This window comes from Actinokineospora sp. (genome assembly GCF_052390155.1).
Taxonomy (GTDB): domain Bacteria; phylum Actinomycetota; class Actinomycetes; order Mycobacteriales; family Pseudonocardiaceae; genus Actinokineospora.
The window spans coordinates 1-13,955 of the sequence record NZ_JBQTHF010000089.1 but is presented as its reverse complement, the minus strand read 5'-3'; the positions used below and the strand labels follow the sequence as shown (position 1 = coordinate 13,955).

Here is a 13,955-nt window from a genome sequence, read left to right as displayed (position 1 = left end):
ATGTGCGGGCCAACCGGATGTTCGGGACGATCAGCGCATGCGCGTAGTCGTCGCCGGTTCGTCCGGCCTCATCGGGACCGCTCTCGTCGCCAGGCTCCGCCAGGACGGCGACGACGTGCTGCGCCTGGTGCGGCGGGCGCCGCAGGCACCGGATGAGCGCGGCTGGGACCCGCCCGCGGGCCGGATCGACGCGGGCGCCCTCGACGGCGTCGACGCGGTGGTCAACCTGTGCGGCGCGGGCATCGGCGACAAGCGGTGGAGCCAGGCCCGCAAGCAGGTGCTGCTCGACAGCCGCGTCGAGCCGACCGAGGTGCTCGCCGCCGCGGTCGCGGAGCACCGGATTCCAGTGCTGGTCAACGGTTCCGCGGTGGGCTACTACGGCGACACCGGCGTCGGCCCGGTCGACGAGCGCCATCCGGCGGGCGAGGGTTTCCTCGCCGAGATGTGTGCCCAGTGGGAGGCCGCCACCGAGCCCGCGCGGGCGGGCGGAGCCCGGGTCGCGCTGGCCCGCACGGGGCTGGTGCTGTCTCCTAGCGGCGGCCTGCTCGGGCCGCTGCGCCCGCTGTTCGCCCTCGGGCTCGGCGGGAGACTGGCCAGCGGCAAGCAGTACATGCCGTGGATCCACCTCGACGACGAGATCGACGCGCTGGTTTTCCTGCTGCGCAACGACATCTCCGGCCCGGTGAACCTCACCGGGCCAACCCCCGCCACCAATGCCGAGTTCACCGCCGCGTTCGGCCGCGTGAAGCACCGCCCCGCGGTGTTCACCGTGCCCAAGATCGCGCTGCGGGTCGCGCTCGGCGAGCTGGCCGGGGAGATCCTGCGCAACCAGCACCTGGTGCCGAAAGTGTTGCGGGACAACGGTTTTCAGTTCGCGTTCGATACCGTAGCGGACGCGCTCGCCGCGATCGAGAGCCGGTGAGGCGGACCGTCGCGTTCGGCGCGCTGCTGCTGGTGGCGTTCCTCCTGCTCGGGGTGACCGTGTCCGGCCCGGCGCCTGGCGTCGACCGGCTCGTGGCCGACTCCCTCGGCGGCGGGTGGCGGGACACGGCCGGACGGGTGGCGTTCGTGGTGAGCGCGGTGCTCGGGCCCGTCCTGCCGGTGGCCGCCGCGCTGGCGCTGCTGGTGGCGTCGTTCGTGACGCGGCGGCGCGGGCTCTCCGGGCTGCTGCTGCGCGCGACGCTGCTGCTCGCGGTGTGTCGCGCGGTGTCGCTGGCCAAGCCGCTGTTCGAGCGCTCCCGGCCGCGCGAGTACCCGGACTTCAGCTTTCCCAGCGGGCACGTGGTTTCCGTGGCGTCGGTGGGGTTCACCGCGGTGGTGCTGACCGCGTGGCTGGCGCGCGAACGGGTGCGCGCGGCGGTGTGGTGGTCGGTCGCGGCGGTCACGGTGGCCGCGGCGTGCCGAATCATCCTGGACGTGCACTGGCTCACCGACGTGCTCGGCGCGACCCTCGGCGTGGTCGGGCTGGGCCTGATGACGGCCGTGGCCCTGCGGCTGCTGCCCGCCCGCGGCGTAGGGTCGACCGCGTGACCCCGGACATCTCCTGCCGCGCGGCCGCCCGCCCCGTGGCCGTGCGCGAAGTCGGCACGATCGACTACCTCGAAGCCTGGGACCTGCAGCGCGAGCTCGCGCTGGCCCGCGCCGAGGACGACGGCGACGACACGCTGCTGCTGCTCGAACACCCGTCGGTCTACACCGCGGGCAAGCGCACCGCGCCAGACGAGCGGCCGGACGACGGCACCCCGGTGATCGATGTCGACCGCGGCGGCAAGATCACCTGGCACGGTCCCGGCCAGCTCGTCGGATACCCGATCGTCAAGCTGGCCGACCCGGTGGACGTCGTGCGGTACGTGCGCCGGATCGAGGAGGCGCTGATCGCCGTGTGCACGGGCCTTGGCGTGCCCACTGGCCGCGTCGAGGGCCGCAGCGGCGTGTGGCTCGCCGCCGACGACACCCGCCCGGAGCGCAAGATCGCCGCGATCGGCATCCGCGTGCAGCGCGGCGTCACCATGCACGGCTTCGAGATCAACTGCGACGCCGACCTGAGCGCCTTCGACCGCATCGTCCCCTGCGGCATCCGCGACGCCGGGGTCACCTCGCTCACCAGGGAACTCGGCCGCCCGGTGTCGGTCGCCGAAGTCCTCCCCCTCGCCCGCGACGCGGTGCTGGCCGCGCTGGAGGGCACCCTGCCCATCGACGAGCATTGGCTGAGCCCGGCCGAACCCACCAGCCCGGGCGTCACGTTCGCCCTGAGCTGAGCCTCGCCACGGCGAGCAGCGGGTAGCCGGGGAAGCCCGCCGCCAGCGTCAACCCGGGCTCCGGCGTCCCCGCGAACCACAGCGCGCCGGTCTCCCAGACGGTGCCGAGCAGGTCCACCGCCGCTCTCGGCATGGTGACGGCCATGACCCGGCCGTCGGCGAGCCGGATAGCGCCGTGTGCCCGCGCCGTGCCGTCCAGCCTGGTTCGCCACGGTCCGAGCACCGCGTCGACCCGGGTCCACTCCCCCGCCGCGACCAGTGCGGGCAGCCGCCGGTCCAGCCGTCCGAACGCCCGCGCCCGCAGACTCCGCGCCCACCGCTCAGTCACCTCCGGCGCCTCGCTCAGCGCGGCGATCCGGCGGGGCCCGCGAACCAGCCGGGCGAGGAACGGCTCGTGCGAGCCGTCGACCCGCACCAGCGCCCATCCCGCCGCGTCGGGCCCAGCCACCCACACCGCACCCGTGCGGGCGATCAGGAAGCGATGGGCGGACGGCATGCCGATCACCCGCAGCACCCCGACGTCGTCCACCTCGACCACGGCAGGCCACCAGCGCCGACTGGCCACGCGGGCAGTCGATCGGCGCCACGGTCGGGTGTCCGCCAGGGCCCGGCCGTACGTCGACCAGCGCCGCCTACGCCGGTGTTCGGCAAGTCCGATCACGAACATCGCGCACCACGACACCAACATCGTGACGTGGTGCCACTTGATGTCTTGTCCATAGAACATCCCGGCGAAGCCGCCTGCCGCCACGCCACCGAGAGCGCGAACAGCGCCAGCACATCGGGCCGATAGGTGCGCAGGCGGAGCAGAATGGCTGTCGTGGGGTCGGACGACACCGGCCGATCGTCCGCGGGCGCGCGGACCTGCACAGACGACGACATCGGGACCCTTCCGCGCACGGCACCTGTCGGGATGATCGGCCGCGCACCGGGTTCCGTTAGCGACGGAAGCGGCGCGACGGCGCGGGCTCGGGGTCCGGCTCCTGGGCGGGTCGCTTGCGCATGCCCTCCAACACCCGCGTGATGGTGGTGGCGACCTCGGCGCCCGCCTTCTTCGGGTCGGCGGCGCCCGCGATGATCGTCGCGCCCGTGGACAGCGCGCCGAACAGGATGCGGGCGGTGACCTCGACCGGCAGGTCCTCGATCTCACCCGCCGCGACCAGCGACTCGACGGCGGCGCGGACCAGGCCGAAGCTGTATTGCTCCTCGGCCTCGCGCCAGCGCTCCCAGCCCATCACGACCGGGCCCTCGTGGATGGCGATCCGCTGGTAGGAGGGCTCCAGGCAGACCTTAATGTAGGCGTGCAGGCCGCTCATCGCCCGCTCCCAGGCGGTGCCGGGGCCCGCGACGACCTCGCCGAGGCGAGCCAGGACGACCTTCTCCACGGCGTCGAAGGCGGCCTCGAACAGCGCCTGCTTTCCGCTGAAGTGGTGGTACAGCGCGCCTTTGGTGACCCGGGCGCGCTTGGCGATGGCGTCGAGCGAGGTCGCCGCGTAACCCCGTTTGGTGAACAGCTCGACAGCCGAGTCGACCAGGGCCTGCCTGGTCGACTCGCTGTAGTCCACTCTTCGCGACTGCGCTGTCGGCACGCTCACAACCGTACGACATACCGACGGTACGTACCCGTGGTAGGTTGGCGACATCAGTCCATACCGATGGTATGCCGCAAACCCACGGTATGACCGAGGTCACGACAGGGCGTCCGCGAGCGGCATCACGGAGCCTGCGAGGGGATGCCATGAGCGAGCCTGCGAGCGAATCAATGACACAGGGCGTCCGCGAGCGGCATCACGGAGCCTGCGAGGGGATGCCATGAGCTGGAATGACTTCTACCGCAGGCGCGACGCGCTCGACGCGGTGCTGCGCGCCGCCCGGCACAATACCGAGGGCCCGCTGCCGTTCGTGGAGGTGCCCGGCGTCGCCGAGGTGTTCGCCAGGCCCGCGGACCTGCTGCTCGCGCTGCACTACCAGTGGACCATGAAGCTGACCGGCCGGGTCGGCCTCGCGCAGGCCGATGCCGAGCGCGACCCGTCGATCGACCTGGTCGACGCGGTGTCGCGGGCGTGGCGGACCACCGCGGCCGAGTTCCCGGTGCTGCGCAGGCTGCTCGACGCCAACGCCGACAACTACGCGGGCGCGCTGCGTCCGGCGGTGGCAGCCGAACAGCGCATGCTCGCGCTGGCCGCGGGCCTCGCCGAGCCGTACGAGTCCCGGATCGAGATCACCCGGGTGGGCGCGGCGTTCCTCACCCTGCTCCGCAGCACGCCGCCGCGGCAGGCGAGCAGGCGGCGCAGCCCGGTCGAGCAACTCTTCCGCAGGCTCGTGGCCAGCGCCTGAACCGGCTCTCAGCTCGGGTCCATATGATCGATACATGACCCGAGGAGACGTGCGATGAGCTGGTCCGAGACCGACATCCCCGACCAGACCGGCAAGACGGTGCTGATCACCGGCGCCAACTCGGGCCTCGGCCTGCGCAGCGCGCAGGTGCTCGCCGCCAAGGGCGCGCACGTGCTCATGGCGTGCCGTTCGCTCGACCGCGGCCGCGCGGCCGTGGCCAAGGTCGACGGCGCGGCCGAGCTGGTGCGGCTCGACCTCGCCGACCTGGCGTCGGTCCGCAAGGTGGCCGCCGAGGTCCGCGAACTGACGGGCGACCGCCTGCACGTGCTGATGAACAACGCGGGCGTGATGGGGACCCCGAAGTCCACCACCGCAGACGGCTTCGAGACCCAGGTCGGCACCAACCACTTCGGCCACGCCGCGCTGACCTGGCTGCTGATGCCCGCGCTGGTCCCGGGCGCCCGGGTGGTCACCCTGTCGAGCCTCGCCCACCGCGGCAAGGGGCTCGACCTGGACGACCTGCACTTCGAGCGCCGCCGCTACGGCGCGGCCGCCGCGTACTGCCAGTCCAAGTTCGCCAACCTGCTCTTCGCGATCGAGCTGGACCGGCGCGCCAGGGCCGCAGACCTGGACCTGGTGAGCGTGGCCGCGCACCCGGGAGTGACCGAAACGGAGCTGGCCACGAACTCGGCCCGGCTGCGCGTCAAGGGCCCGATCGGCGCGGCGATCACCAAGGTCGTGGGCTTCGGCAACAAGCTGGTCACCCAGTCCCTCGCGCGCGGCACCCTCCCCCAGCTCTACGCCGCCACCGCGCCCGACGTCACGGGCGGCGAGTACTTCGGACCGACCGGACCGCGCGAGATGTTCGGCGCGCCCGGCCCGGCCAAGCCGCGGGCAGCGGCGCTCAACCCCGACCTCGGCCGGACATTGTGGGAGCGCACCGCCGAGCAGACCGGGGTTTCGCCGGACCCGGCGTGACCCGCGTGACACCGGTCACCAGCGGCCGGGGCGTAGCCTGAGCGGCGTGACGGTTGCGCCTGAGGGTCGGAAGATGCTGCGCCTGGAAGTGCGCAACAGCCAGACTCCGATCGAGAAGAAGCCCTCGTGGATCAAGACGCGGGCGAAGATGGGGCCCGAGTTCCGGGAACTCAAGGGCCTGGTCCGCCGCGAGGGCCTGCACACGGTGTGCGAGGAAGCGGGCTGTCCCAACATCTACGAGTGCTGGGAGGACCGCGAGGCCACCTTCCTCATCGGCGGCGACCAGTGCACCCGGCGCTGCGACTTCTGCCAGATCGACACCGGCAAGCCCGCCGAGTTCGACCGGGAGGAGCCGCGCCGGGTCGCCGAGTCGGTGCAGGCGATGGGCCTGCGCTACTCCACGATCACCGGCGTCGCCCGCGACGACCTGGCCGACGGTGGCGCCTGGCTCTACGCCGAGACGGTCCGCCAGATCCACGCGATGAACCCGGGCACCGGCGTCGAGCTGCTGATCCCCGACTTCAACGCCGAGCCCGACCAGCTCGCCGAGGTGTTCGGCTCCCGGCCGCAGGTGCTCGCGCACAACCTGGAGACGGTGCCGCGGATCTTCAAGAGCATCCGCCCGGCGTTCCGCTACGAGCGCTCCCTCGACGTCATCACCCGGGCGCGCGACTTCGGCCTGATCACCAAGTCGAACCTGATCCTCGGCATGGGCGAGACCGCCGACGAGGTCACCGAAGCCCTCCAAGACCTCCGCGACGCCGGTTGCGACATCATCACCATCACCCAGTACCTGCGGCCCAGCCTGCGCCACCACCCGATCGACCGGTGGGTGCGGCCCGAGGAGTTCTTGGCGCACAAGGAAACCGCCGAGCGCGTCGGGTTCGCCGGGGTGATGGCCGGGCCGCTGGTCCGCTCGTCCTACCGCGCGGGCCGCCTCTACACCCAGGCCGTCGAGCACCGGGGCGAGCAGGTCCCGGAGAACCTGCGCCACCTGGCCGAGGCCGGGACGGCGAGCCAGGAGATCAGCGCACTGCTCCAGCGGTGAGGCGTACGACCAGGGGGTGACCACCGAATCAGATCCCGGGGGGATCTCGGTGGGAACCTCGTTACGACATGCTCCCTCCAACCGAGACACTTCGTGCGGCGTCGGACAGGCCGGCGCCGGTCTGTGGAGGGGAATCCGACCGTGGCCTTGCTGACCGACGTTCTCGAATGGCTCCAGGCGCTTCCGCAGCCTGCCCTGGTCGCCGCCACCGGCGGTCTCGTGCTCGCCGAGTGCACCGTCGGCCTCGGCTTCATCGCGCCGGGCGAGGGCGGCCTGCTCATCGCGGCCACCACGGTCACCAACGTGCCGAGGTTCCTGGTGCTGTGGGCCGTGGTCACGGTCTGCGCGGGCATCGGTGACTCGATCGGCTTCACCATCGGCCGCCGGTTCGGTCCCCGGCTCCGCGAGACCAAACTCATCCAGAAATACGGCGTCGACGGCTGGGACAAGGCCACCGACATCCTCCGCCGCCGAGGTGCCTGGGCAGTGTTCTTCGCCCGCTTCATGCCTGTCGTCCGCACCCTGACCCCGGCCGCGGCGGGCACGTCCGGCCTGCCGTACCGCAAGTTCCTGCCCGCCGTCCTCGCGGGGGCGGCCTGCTGGTCGGCCCTGCACATCAGCATCGGCGCAGCCCTCGGCGAAGCCGCGAAGCGCATCGAGAGCGCCCTGAACGTCGGCGCGGTCGGCCTGCTGGGCGCGGTCATCGTCGTCGGCCTGATCGTGTACTTCGTCAAGAAGCGCAAGAAGGCCAAGGCCGCCGCTCCCTTGTCGGCCATCCTCACGGTCCCGACCCCGGCCAAGGTGGACGAGGACCCCGATCTCGAACCCGCCCGCCAACGGTAATCCAGTTGCCCCGGCGAATGCTGTCGACCACACAATTGGTTACCCACCCTCACGGCGCGAAGCGCCAAGCCCCGCTGGTTCATGACGTACCGCACCATGGGCGACCCTGCCATTGGTTACGTACTCGATGCGAGCCGCAGGCGAGCGAACCACGCTGGGTCGGGAATGGACGCACCGTGGGGGTCCCGGGGGCTCGGCCCCCCGGGAATGGAAACGGCCGACCCGGTTCGCGCAATCCGCGAACATGGGTCGGCCGAGGCCGGGGGCGCAGCAGGATTCGAACCTGCGACCGCTCGGGTGTAAACCGAGTGCTCTCCCGCTGAGCTATGCGCCCGTGTCCGGTGCCAGGACGCTGCCCGACACCGGCAATGGACGTCTACAGCGCCGAGACGGCCTTCTTCCAGGCGTCCTGGTCGCGGGCTTCGCCGGGGCCGTTGATCTCGACGAACCGGACTACGCCCTCGGTGTCGATGAGGAAGGTGCCGCGCACGGCGAGGCCGTGGTCCTCGTTGAACACGCCGTAGGTCTTGGCGACCTCGCCGTGCGGCCAGAAGTCCGACAGCAGGGGGAACTCATAGCCCTGCTGGTCCGCCCACGCCTTGAGGCTGAACGGGGTGTCCACGGAGACGCCGATGACCTGGACGTTGCTGTCCGAGTACTCCGCCAGTTCGTCGCGGACCTGGCACAGTTCGCCCGTGCAGATTCCGCTGAACGCGAACGGGTAGAACACCAGCAGCACGTTCTTCGCACCCTGGAAGCTGGAGAGGGTGACCGGCTGCTTGTTGGAGTCGTTGAGCGTGAAATCCGGGGCCTTCTTGCCGACTTCGACCGCCATACTCGGCATCCTCCTGGGTGTGGGCGCGACTACCACGCCGAAAGTGTGCGTAGCACAGCGTAAGCCACCCGGACGGCTGTGCGTCCGGGTGTTCAGCTCGTGGACTAACGCTTGGTCTTCACCGACTTGGGTGACACCAGCCGCGTGGCGGACCAGTCGTTGCCGACGCTGATGCTGGAGGTCTGGGCGAGCCCGGCGGTGGGCACCGCCTCGGCGATATCGCTGGGCTCGACGTGGCCGGGACGCCCGGTCTTCGGGGTGAGCACCCAGATCACGCCGTTCTCGGCGAGCGGGCCGATGGCGTCCATCAGCGCGTCGACGAGGTCTCCGTCGTCTTCGCGCCACCAGAGCAGGACGACGTCGACCACCTCGTCGGCGTCCTCGTCGAGGAGGTCGGAGCCGACGCGCTCCTCGACGGCGGCACGTACGGCGTCGTCGACGTCCTCGTCCCAGCCGATCTCCTGGACAACAATGCCTTTGTCGATCCCAAGCTTGTCGGCGACGCCGGTGTTAACGGCATCTCCCGCGGCCACCACGGTTTCACTCCTCCAGTTGCTGTCGCGATCTCCGGGAGCCTGATCGGCGCCCGTCAACCGCCTTCTGCCTGTTCGGTTAGGCGATAGCGAACACTGACAGTGGCCACCTGCGCAACCGTCTGCTCTGCGACACGCCGCAACGGGTGCCCGCCTGCCCGCCGAATGCGACCCTACGCACCAGTACTGAGCAGTAACGATGACGTCAGTGTCGATTCAGACGAACATGGCAGAGTGTCCCCCGCGCGCGCGTAATCCGCGCGCGGACCAGTTGACCTCGACGCAGGCTGGAGCTCCAGGTGGCCACCCAGAACAGCAGCACCGGCGGCACAGGCGCGCCCGAGCGGGTGCACGTCATCCGCGACGGCCTCGCGGCGCACCTCCCGGACATCGATCCTGAGGAGACCGCGGAGTGGCTTGAGTCGTTCGACGCCGCGCTGGCCGGTGGCGGGCAGCAGCGCGCGCGGTACCTGATGCTGCGGCTGCTGGAGCGCGCCAGGGAGAGCCACGTCGGGGTACCCCCGCTGACCAGCACGGACTACGTCAACACGATCCCGACCGAGCGGGAGCCGTGGTTCCCGGGCGACGAGGAGGTCGAGCGCCGCTACCGGGCGTGGATCCGCTGGAACGCGGCGATGACCGTGCACCGCGCGCAGCGGCCGGGGGTCGGTGTCGGCGGTCACATCTCGACCTACGCCTCGTCGGCCGCGCTCTACGAGGTCGGCTTCAACTGGTTCTTCCGCGGCAAGGACCACCCGGGCGGCGGCGACCACATCTACGTGCAGGGCCACGCCTCCCCCGGCATCTACGCGCGCGCCTTCCTGGAGGGCAGGCTCTCCACGGCGCAGCTCGACGGGTTCCGCCAGGAGCTGTCGCACGCGGGCCCCGGCGGCGGGCTGCCGTCCTACCCGCACCCGCGGCTGATGCCGGACTTCTGGGAGTTCCCCACGGTGTCGATGGGCCTTGGCCCGATGAACGCGATCTACCAGGCGCGGTTCAACCGCTACCTGCACGACCGCGGCGTCGCCGACACCGCCGACCAGCGGGTCTGGGCGTTCCTCGGCGACGGCGAGATGGACGAGCCGGAGTCGCGCGGGCTGATCCACGTGGCGGCGAACGAGCAGCTCGACAACCTGACCTTCGTGATCAATTGCAACCTGCAACGCCTCGACGGCCCGGTCCGCGGCAACGGCAAGATCATCCAGGAGCTGGAGGCGTTCTTCCGCGGCGCGGGCTGGAACGTCATCAAGGTCATCTGGGGCCGCGAGTGGGACTCGCTGCTGCACGCCGACCGCGACGGCGCGCTGGTCAACCTGATGAACCGGACGCCGGACGGCGACTACCAGACCTACAAGGCCAACGACGGCGCGTTCGTCCGCGAGCACTTCTTCGGCCGCGACCCGCGGACCAAGGAACTGGTCACGCCGATGACCGACCAGGAGATCTGGAACCTCAAGCGCGGCGGGCACGACTACCGCAAGGTCTACGCGGCCTACCAGGCGGCCACCGAGCACCACGGCCAGCCGACGGTGATCCTGGCGAAGACGATCAAGGGCTACAACCTGGGGCCGCACTTCGAGGCGCGCAACGCCACGCACCAGATGAAGAAGATGACCCTGGAGGACCTCAAGCAGTTCCGGGACACGTTGCGCGTCCCGATCAGCGACGCCGACCTGGAGCGCGACCCGTACCTGCCGCCGTACTACCACCCCGGCCAGGACGCGCCGGAGATCCAGTACCTGCAGGAGCGGCGCCGCCAACTCGGCGGCTACCTGCCCGAGCGGCGCTCGAAGGCCAAGGCCCTGGTGCTGCCCGGCGACAAGGTCTACGACGTGATCAAGCGCGGGTCGGGCAAGCAGGAGGTCGCCACCACGATGGCCTTCGTCCGGCTGGTTCGCGACCTGGCCAAGGACCCGGAGATCGGGCACCGGATCGTGCCGATCATCCCGGACGAGGCGCGCACGTTCGGCATGGACTCGATGTTCCCGACGCAGAAGATCTACAACCCGCAGGGCCAGCTCTACACCTCGGTCGATGCCTCGCTCATGTTGTCCTACAAGGAGAGCGAGCAGGGCCAGATCCTGCACGAGGGCATCAACGAGGCGGGCTCGACCGCGTCGTTCACCGCGGCGGGCACCTCGTACGCCACGCACGGCGAGCCGATGATCCCGATCTATATCTTCTACTCGATGTTCGGTTTCCAGCGCACCGGCGACAGCCTGTGGGCGGCTGCCGACCAGATGGCGCGCGGGTTCGTGCTGGGCGCCACCGCGGGCCGCACCACGCTGACCGGCGAGGGCCTGCAGCACAACGACGGGCACTCGCTGCTGCTGGCCGCGACGAACCCGGCGGTGGTGGCCTACGACGCGGCGTGGTCGTTCGAGATCGCGCACATCGTCAAGGACGGCCTGCGCCGGATGTACGGGGAGCAGACCGAGGACATCTTCTACTACCTCACCGTCTACAACGACCCGTACCAGCAGCCCGCCGAGCCCGCGGCCCTCGACGTCGAGGGCCTGCTGCGCGGCCTGTACCGCTACCAGTCCGCGGCCGGGGGCAGCGGTCCCGTGGCGCAGATCCTGGCTTCGGGGGTGTCGATGCCGTGGGCCCTCAAGGCCCAGCGACTCCTCGCCGACGAGTGGGCCGTGCACGCCGATGTCTGGTCGGCCACGTCCTGGTCCGAACTCCGCCGCGACGCGGTCGACATCGAACGGCACAACCTGCTGCACCCGGAGGCCGAGCCACGCGTGCCGTACGTGACGTCGGTGCTGTCCGCCGCCGCGGGCCCGGTGGTCGCGGTGTCGGACTGGATGAGCGCGGTGCCGGATCTCATCCGCCCGTGGGTACCCACCGACATGCTCACCCTGGGCACCGACGGCTTCGGCTTCTCCGACACTCGCCCGGCCGCCCGCCGCCACTTCCTGGTCGACGCCGAGTCGATCACCGTGGGCGTACTGGCCGCCCTGGCCCGACGCGGTGAGGTCGCGCGGACGACGGTGGTCGAAGCGGCCCGCAAGTACCGCATCGACGACGTCTCGGCAGCGGGTCCGCAAACGTCCGATCCGGGTTCGGCCTGATCGGGGGCGGTGTCGCGGTGACGGGCGCGACACCCCCGCCTCCCGGTAGCGCAGCACCAGCGCGCCGCCGGTCCGTTCCGCCCGCACCGACAGCAGCGCGGCGGCCAGCATGAACAGCACGCCGAGGTTCTCCCCGAGTTCCTCCGCGTGGTAGGTGAGCACGTAGCGCGGGCCGGTCTCGCCGCCGGAGAGCAGCAGTCCCTGCGCGAGTTCGCCGCCCAGCGCCGACGCCAGCAGCAGGCCGCACCCGGCGACAAGGCACTGCCGCGCGGGCCCGCGCAACCGAACGGCGAGCAGCAGCATCGCCCCCGCGACCAGGACACCGGCCGCCACGCCGGGCAGCAGCCAGTAGAACGGGAACGTCTCGTACCGCACCAACTGCGCGCCGACCCGGTCGAGCCGCTCGTGAAGCTGCGTGTGGTCGTCCAGGGACAGCGCCGCGAGCACCCCCGCCCCCACCCCCCACGTCCACGCTCCGGGCACGCGGGCCGCCCGGGCGAAGCCGCAGACGATCCCGAACGCGACGGCGCTGATCACCAGCAGCGCCGTACTCCACCAGGTCGGCAGGTTGGCCTCCTCGACAACGTCGAGATAGAGCCGCACCTCGCCCCGGCCGGTGGTGAGCGGGTGGTCGATCAGCGCGGGCACCGCCACGCTGGCCACGCTCAGCGCGAGCGTGCCACCCAGCAGCACCGCGCCCATCCGCCGCGCGGTCCGCGTTCCATCAGCGATCATGCCGGGCGACGCTGCCACCCGGACATGAACGTTTTCGCCGAACAGGATGAGGGTGCCTTCATCTCTGGCGTCAATACGTGGAACGGCACCGGACCCGTGGACCAGGTCCGGTGCCGTTCGGTCAGGTGATCAGCGACCGTGCGCGGACGTCTGCCGCTCGATGCCCGCCGCAGGCGTCGGCGCGTCGGTCGGCGCGGTCTCGACCCGCGGCTGCGGGGCGCCCTTGCCGGACCCCATCTCGGCCTGCGCGCGCTCCAGCCAGCCGCCCCAGCGATCCTGCATCGGCCGGACCAGTCCGCCACCAAGGCCGACGACGATGATGCCGCCGATCGTGGCAAGGACGGTGATCAGCACGGGCGTCGTCACCGAGGTGGCGATGTTCACCTGGTTCAGTGCCGCAATCACGCCGAAAGCGATGATGAAGACGTACGCGATCGTGCCCAACATCGGCGCGAACGGCCGGTTGCCCAGTGCGCTGGTGATGAGATCGCGCACCACTCGCCCCACCGCCGCCGCCACCACGACGAGCACGATGGCCACCAGAATGCGCGGCAGGAACGCGATGACCTCATTGAGCAACTGGCTCACCGGGTTCGACGGACCGAACACGCCGAACGCCAACTGCAGCGCGATCAACAGAATGAAGTAGTAGACCAACTTCACCAGGATCACACCGACGTCCACTCCCGAACTGCGGACCAAACCGGACATTCCGGTCCGCTCCATCAGCCTGCCGAATCCCAGCTTCCCCATCACCACCGACAACGCCTTGGACACACCCTTGGCAATCAGCCAACCGACCAGCAGCACAATGAAGAATCCCAGGAGCTTCGGCACGAACGTGGCCACCATCGCCCACGCCTGTCCGAGCCCTTCACGCAGCTCCGCACCCATCTTACGTACCTCCGTAGGCCCCGACGGCAGATCTCTGACCTGCGTGATCGTTTCTCACCATCCAGACACCGGCAACCTCAATCCATGCCACGAATGGGGGAATCCACTCCCCCCGCCTGGCATCCCACCCAATCTCCCCCCATAGTGGAAACACCGGTGGGGACCGGGGAGATGGGCCGCCCGGCATCGAGCGCACCGACATGCCGGGCGGCCTACCGGATATTCCGCGATGCTCGCGGGGGGCGCTCGCGGGTCCGGTAGGTCATTGTTCTGGGGGGCGACCCCCCAGACCCCAATGTCACTGCCTTAAGTGATCGACATGGGCTAGGATCGTCGCGTGGCTGGTGTGACACGTGAGGTGAAGGCTGCTCTGGAGCGGCTCCCCGACCGAATCTCGATCGGGGTGTTGGCGAAGAC

14 protein-coding genes and 1 tRNA gene are annotated in these 13,955 nt (G+C 70.5%); 9 read left to right on the top strand and 6 right to left on the bottom strand.

Features of this window, described 5'->3' with window-relative positions; translation table 11 throughout:
• The first annotated feature begins 37 nt into the window (after positions 1-37).
• Genes ACT4N7_RS26080 through lipB form a run of 3 tightly spaced genes read left to right on the top strand, consistent with a single transcriptional unit; the run spans position 38 to position 2,258 of the window.
• A complete protein-coding gene (locus ACT4N7_RS26080) occupies positions 38-922 on the top strand; it encodes a TIGR01777 family oxidoreductase (RefSeq protein WP_444831498.1) in 885 nt (294 codons plus the stop codon).
• The gene (locus ACT4N7_RS26075; protein ID WP_444831497.1) at positions 919-1,530 is read left to right on the top strand and encodes a phosphatase PAP2 family protein; all 612 of its coding nucleotides are present in this window, start codon (positions 919-921) and stop codon (positions 1,528-1,530) included. Before ACT4N7_RS26080 ends, ACT4N7_RS26075 begins: the two co-directional genes overlap by 4 nt.
• Entirely contained in the window at positions 1,527-2,258 is a 732-nt protein-coding gene (gene lipB, locus ACT4N7_RS26070) for a lipoyl(octanoyl) transferase LipB (protein ID WP_444831496.1), read from the top strand. Before ACT4N7_RS26075 ends, lipB begins: the two co-directional genes overlap by 4 nt.
• Here the strand turns inward: lipB and ACT4N7_RS26065 are convergent.
• Complete coding sequence (locus tag ACT4N7_RS26065) at positions 2,239-3,009, bottom strand: hypothetical protein (RefSeq protein ID WP_444831495.1); 771 nt, start codon at positions 3,007-3,009, stop codon at positions 2,239-2,241. The genes lipB and ACT4N7_RS26065 overlap by 20 nt on opposite strands.
• A 187-nt stretch (positions 3,010-3,196) precedes the next feature.
• Positions 3,197-3,853: a TetR/AcrR family transcriptional regulator gene (locus tag ACT4N7_RS26060; RefSeq protein WP_444831494.1), complete on the bottom strand. Its 657-nt coding sequence runs from the start codon at positions 3,851-3,853 to the stop codon at positions 3,197-3,199.
• A gap of 217 nt (positions 3,854-4,070) precedes the next feature.
• On the opposite strand from ACT4N7_RS26060, the gene ACT4N7_RS26055 reads away from it, so the two are divergent.
• The 4 genes from ACT4N7_RS26055 to ACT4N7_RS26040 all read left to right on the top strand — a co-directional run bounded on the left by ACT4N7_RS26055 (position 4,071) and on the right by ACT4N7_RS26040 (position 7,464).
• A complete protein-coding gene (locus ACT4N7_RS26055; protein ID WP_444831493.1) occupies positions 4,071-4,595 on the top strand; it encodes a hypothetical protein in 525 nt (174 codons plus the stop codon).
• 54 nt (positions 4,596-4,649) lie between these two features.
• Complete coding sequence (locus ACT4N7_RS26050; RefSeq protein ID WP_444831492.1) at positions 4,650-5,573, top strand: oxidoreductase; 924 nt, start codon at positions 4,650-4,652, stop codon at positions 5,571-5,573.
• Positions 5,574-5,619: 46 nt separating this feature from the next.
• A complete protein-coding gene (gene lipA / locus ACT4N7_RS26045) occupies positions 5,620-6,621 on the top strand; it encodes a lipoyl synthase (RefSeq protein ID WP_444831491.1) in 1,002 nt (333 codons plus the stop codon).
• Between the two features lie 141 nt (positions 6,622-6,762).
• Positions 6,763-7,464, top strand: coding sequence for a DedA family protein (locus tag ACT4N7_RS26040; RefSeq protein ID WP_444831490.1), 702 nt, complete (start codon positions 6,763-6,765; stop codon positions 7,462-7,464).
• A gap of 262 nt (positions 7,465-7,726) precedes the next feature.
• On the opposite strand, the gene ACT4N7_RS26035 is transcribed toward ACT4N7_RS26040, so the two are convergent.
• From ACT4N7_RS26035 to ACT4N7_RS26025, 3 genes are all read right to left on the bottom strand, one after another.
• Positions 7,727-7,798 (bottom strand) — tRNA-Val (locus tag ACT4N7_RS26035).
• A 42-nt stretch (positions 7,799-7,840) separates the two neighbouring features.
• Positions 7,841-8,299 (bottom strand): peroxiredoxin, encoded by a 459-nt coding sequence (locus tag ACT4N7_RS26030; RefSeq protein WP_444831489.1) that lies wholly within the window; start codon positions 8,297-8,299, stop codon positions 7,841-7,843.
• Positions 8,300-8,403: 104 nt separating this feature from the next.
• Entirely contained in the window at positions 8,404-8,835 is a 432-nt protein-coding gene (locus ACT4N7_RS26025) for a DUF3052 domain-containing protein (protein ID WP_444831488.1), read from the bottom strand.
• A gap of 296 nt (positions 8,836-9,131) precedes the next feature.
• Here ACT4N7_RS26025 and aceE point away from each other — a divergent pair, with 296 nt between their 5' ends.
• On the top strand, positions 9,132-11,909 hold the full coding sequence (gene aceE, locus ACT4N7_RS26020; RefSeq protein ID WP_444831487.1) for a pyruvate dehydrogenase (acetyl-transferring), homodimeric type: 2,778 nt from the start codon (positions 9,132-9,134) through the stop codon (positions 11,907-11,909).
• 147 nt (positions 11,910-12,056) lie between these two features.
• Positions 12,057-12,773, top strand: a complete 717-nt coding sequence (locus ACT4N7_RS26015) for a hypothetical protein (protein ID WP_444831486.1) — start codon at positions 12,057-12,059, stop codon at positions 12,771-12,773.
• On the opposite strand, the gene ACT4N7_RS26010 is transcribed toward ACT4N7_RS26015, so the two are convergent.
• Positions 12,774-13,538 (bottom strand): mechanosensitive ion channel family protein, encoded by a 765-nt coding sequence (locus ACT4N7_RS26010; protein WP_444831485.1) that lies wholly within the window; start codon positions 13,536-13,538, stop codon positions 12,774-12,776.
• Positions 13,539-13,955 lie beyond the last annotated feature (417 nt).

Excerpts from the sequence above, each read along its gene's own strand:
- ACT4N7_RS26030 (WP_444831489.1), bottom strand. The coding sequence starts at position 8,299 with ATGGCGGTCGAAGTCGGCAAGAAGGCCCCGGATTTCACGCTCAACGAC.
- ACT4N7_RS26080 (WP_444831498.1), top strand. The coding sequence starts at position 38 with ATGCGCGTAGTCGTCGCCGGTTCGTCCGGCCTCATCGGGACCGCTCTC.
- ACT4N7_RS26050 (WP_444831492.1), top strand. The coding sequence starts at position 4,650 with ATGAGCTGGTCCGAGACCGACATCCCCGACCAGACCGGCAAGACGGTG.
- ACT4N7_RS26010 (WP_444831485.1), bottom strand. The coding sequence starts at position 13,538 with ATGGGTGCGGAGCTGCGTGAAGGGCTCGGACAGGCGTGGGCGATGGTG.
- ACT4N7_RS26055 (WP_444831493.1), top strand. The coding sequence starts at position 4,071 with ATGAGCTGGAATGACTTCTACCGCAGGCGCGACGCGCTCGACGCGGTG.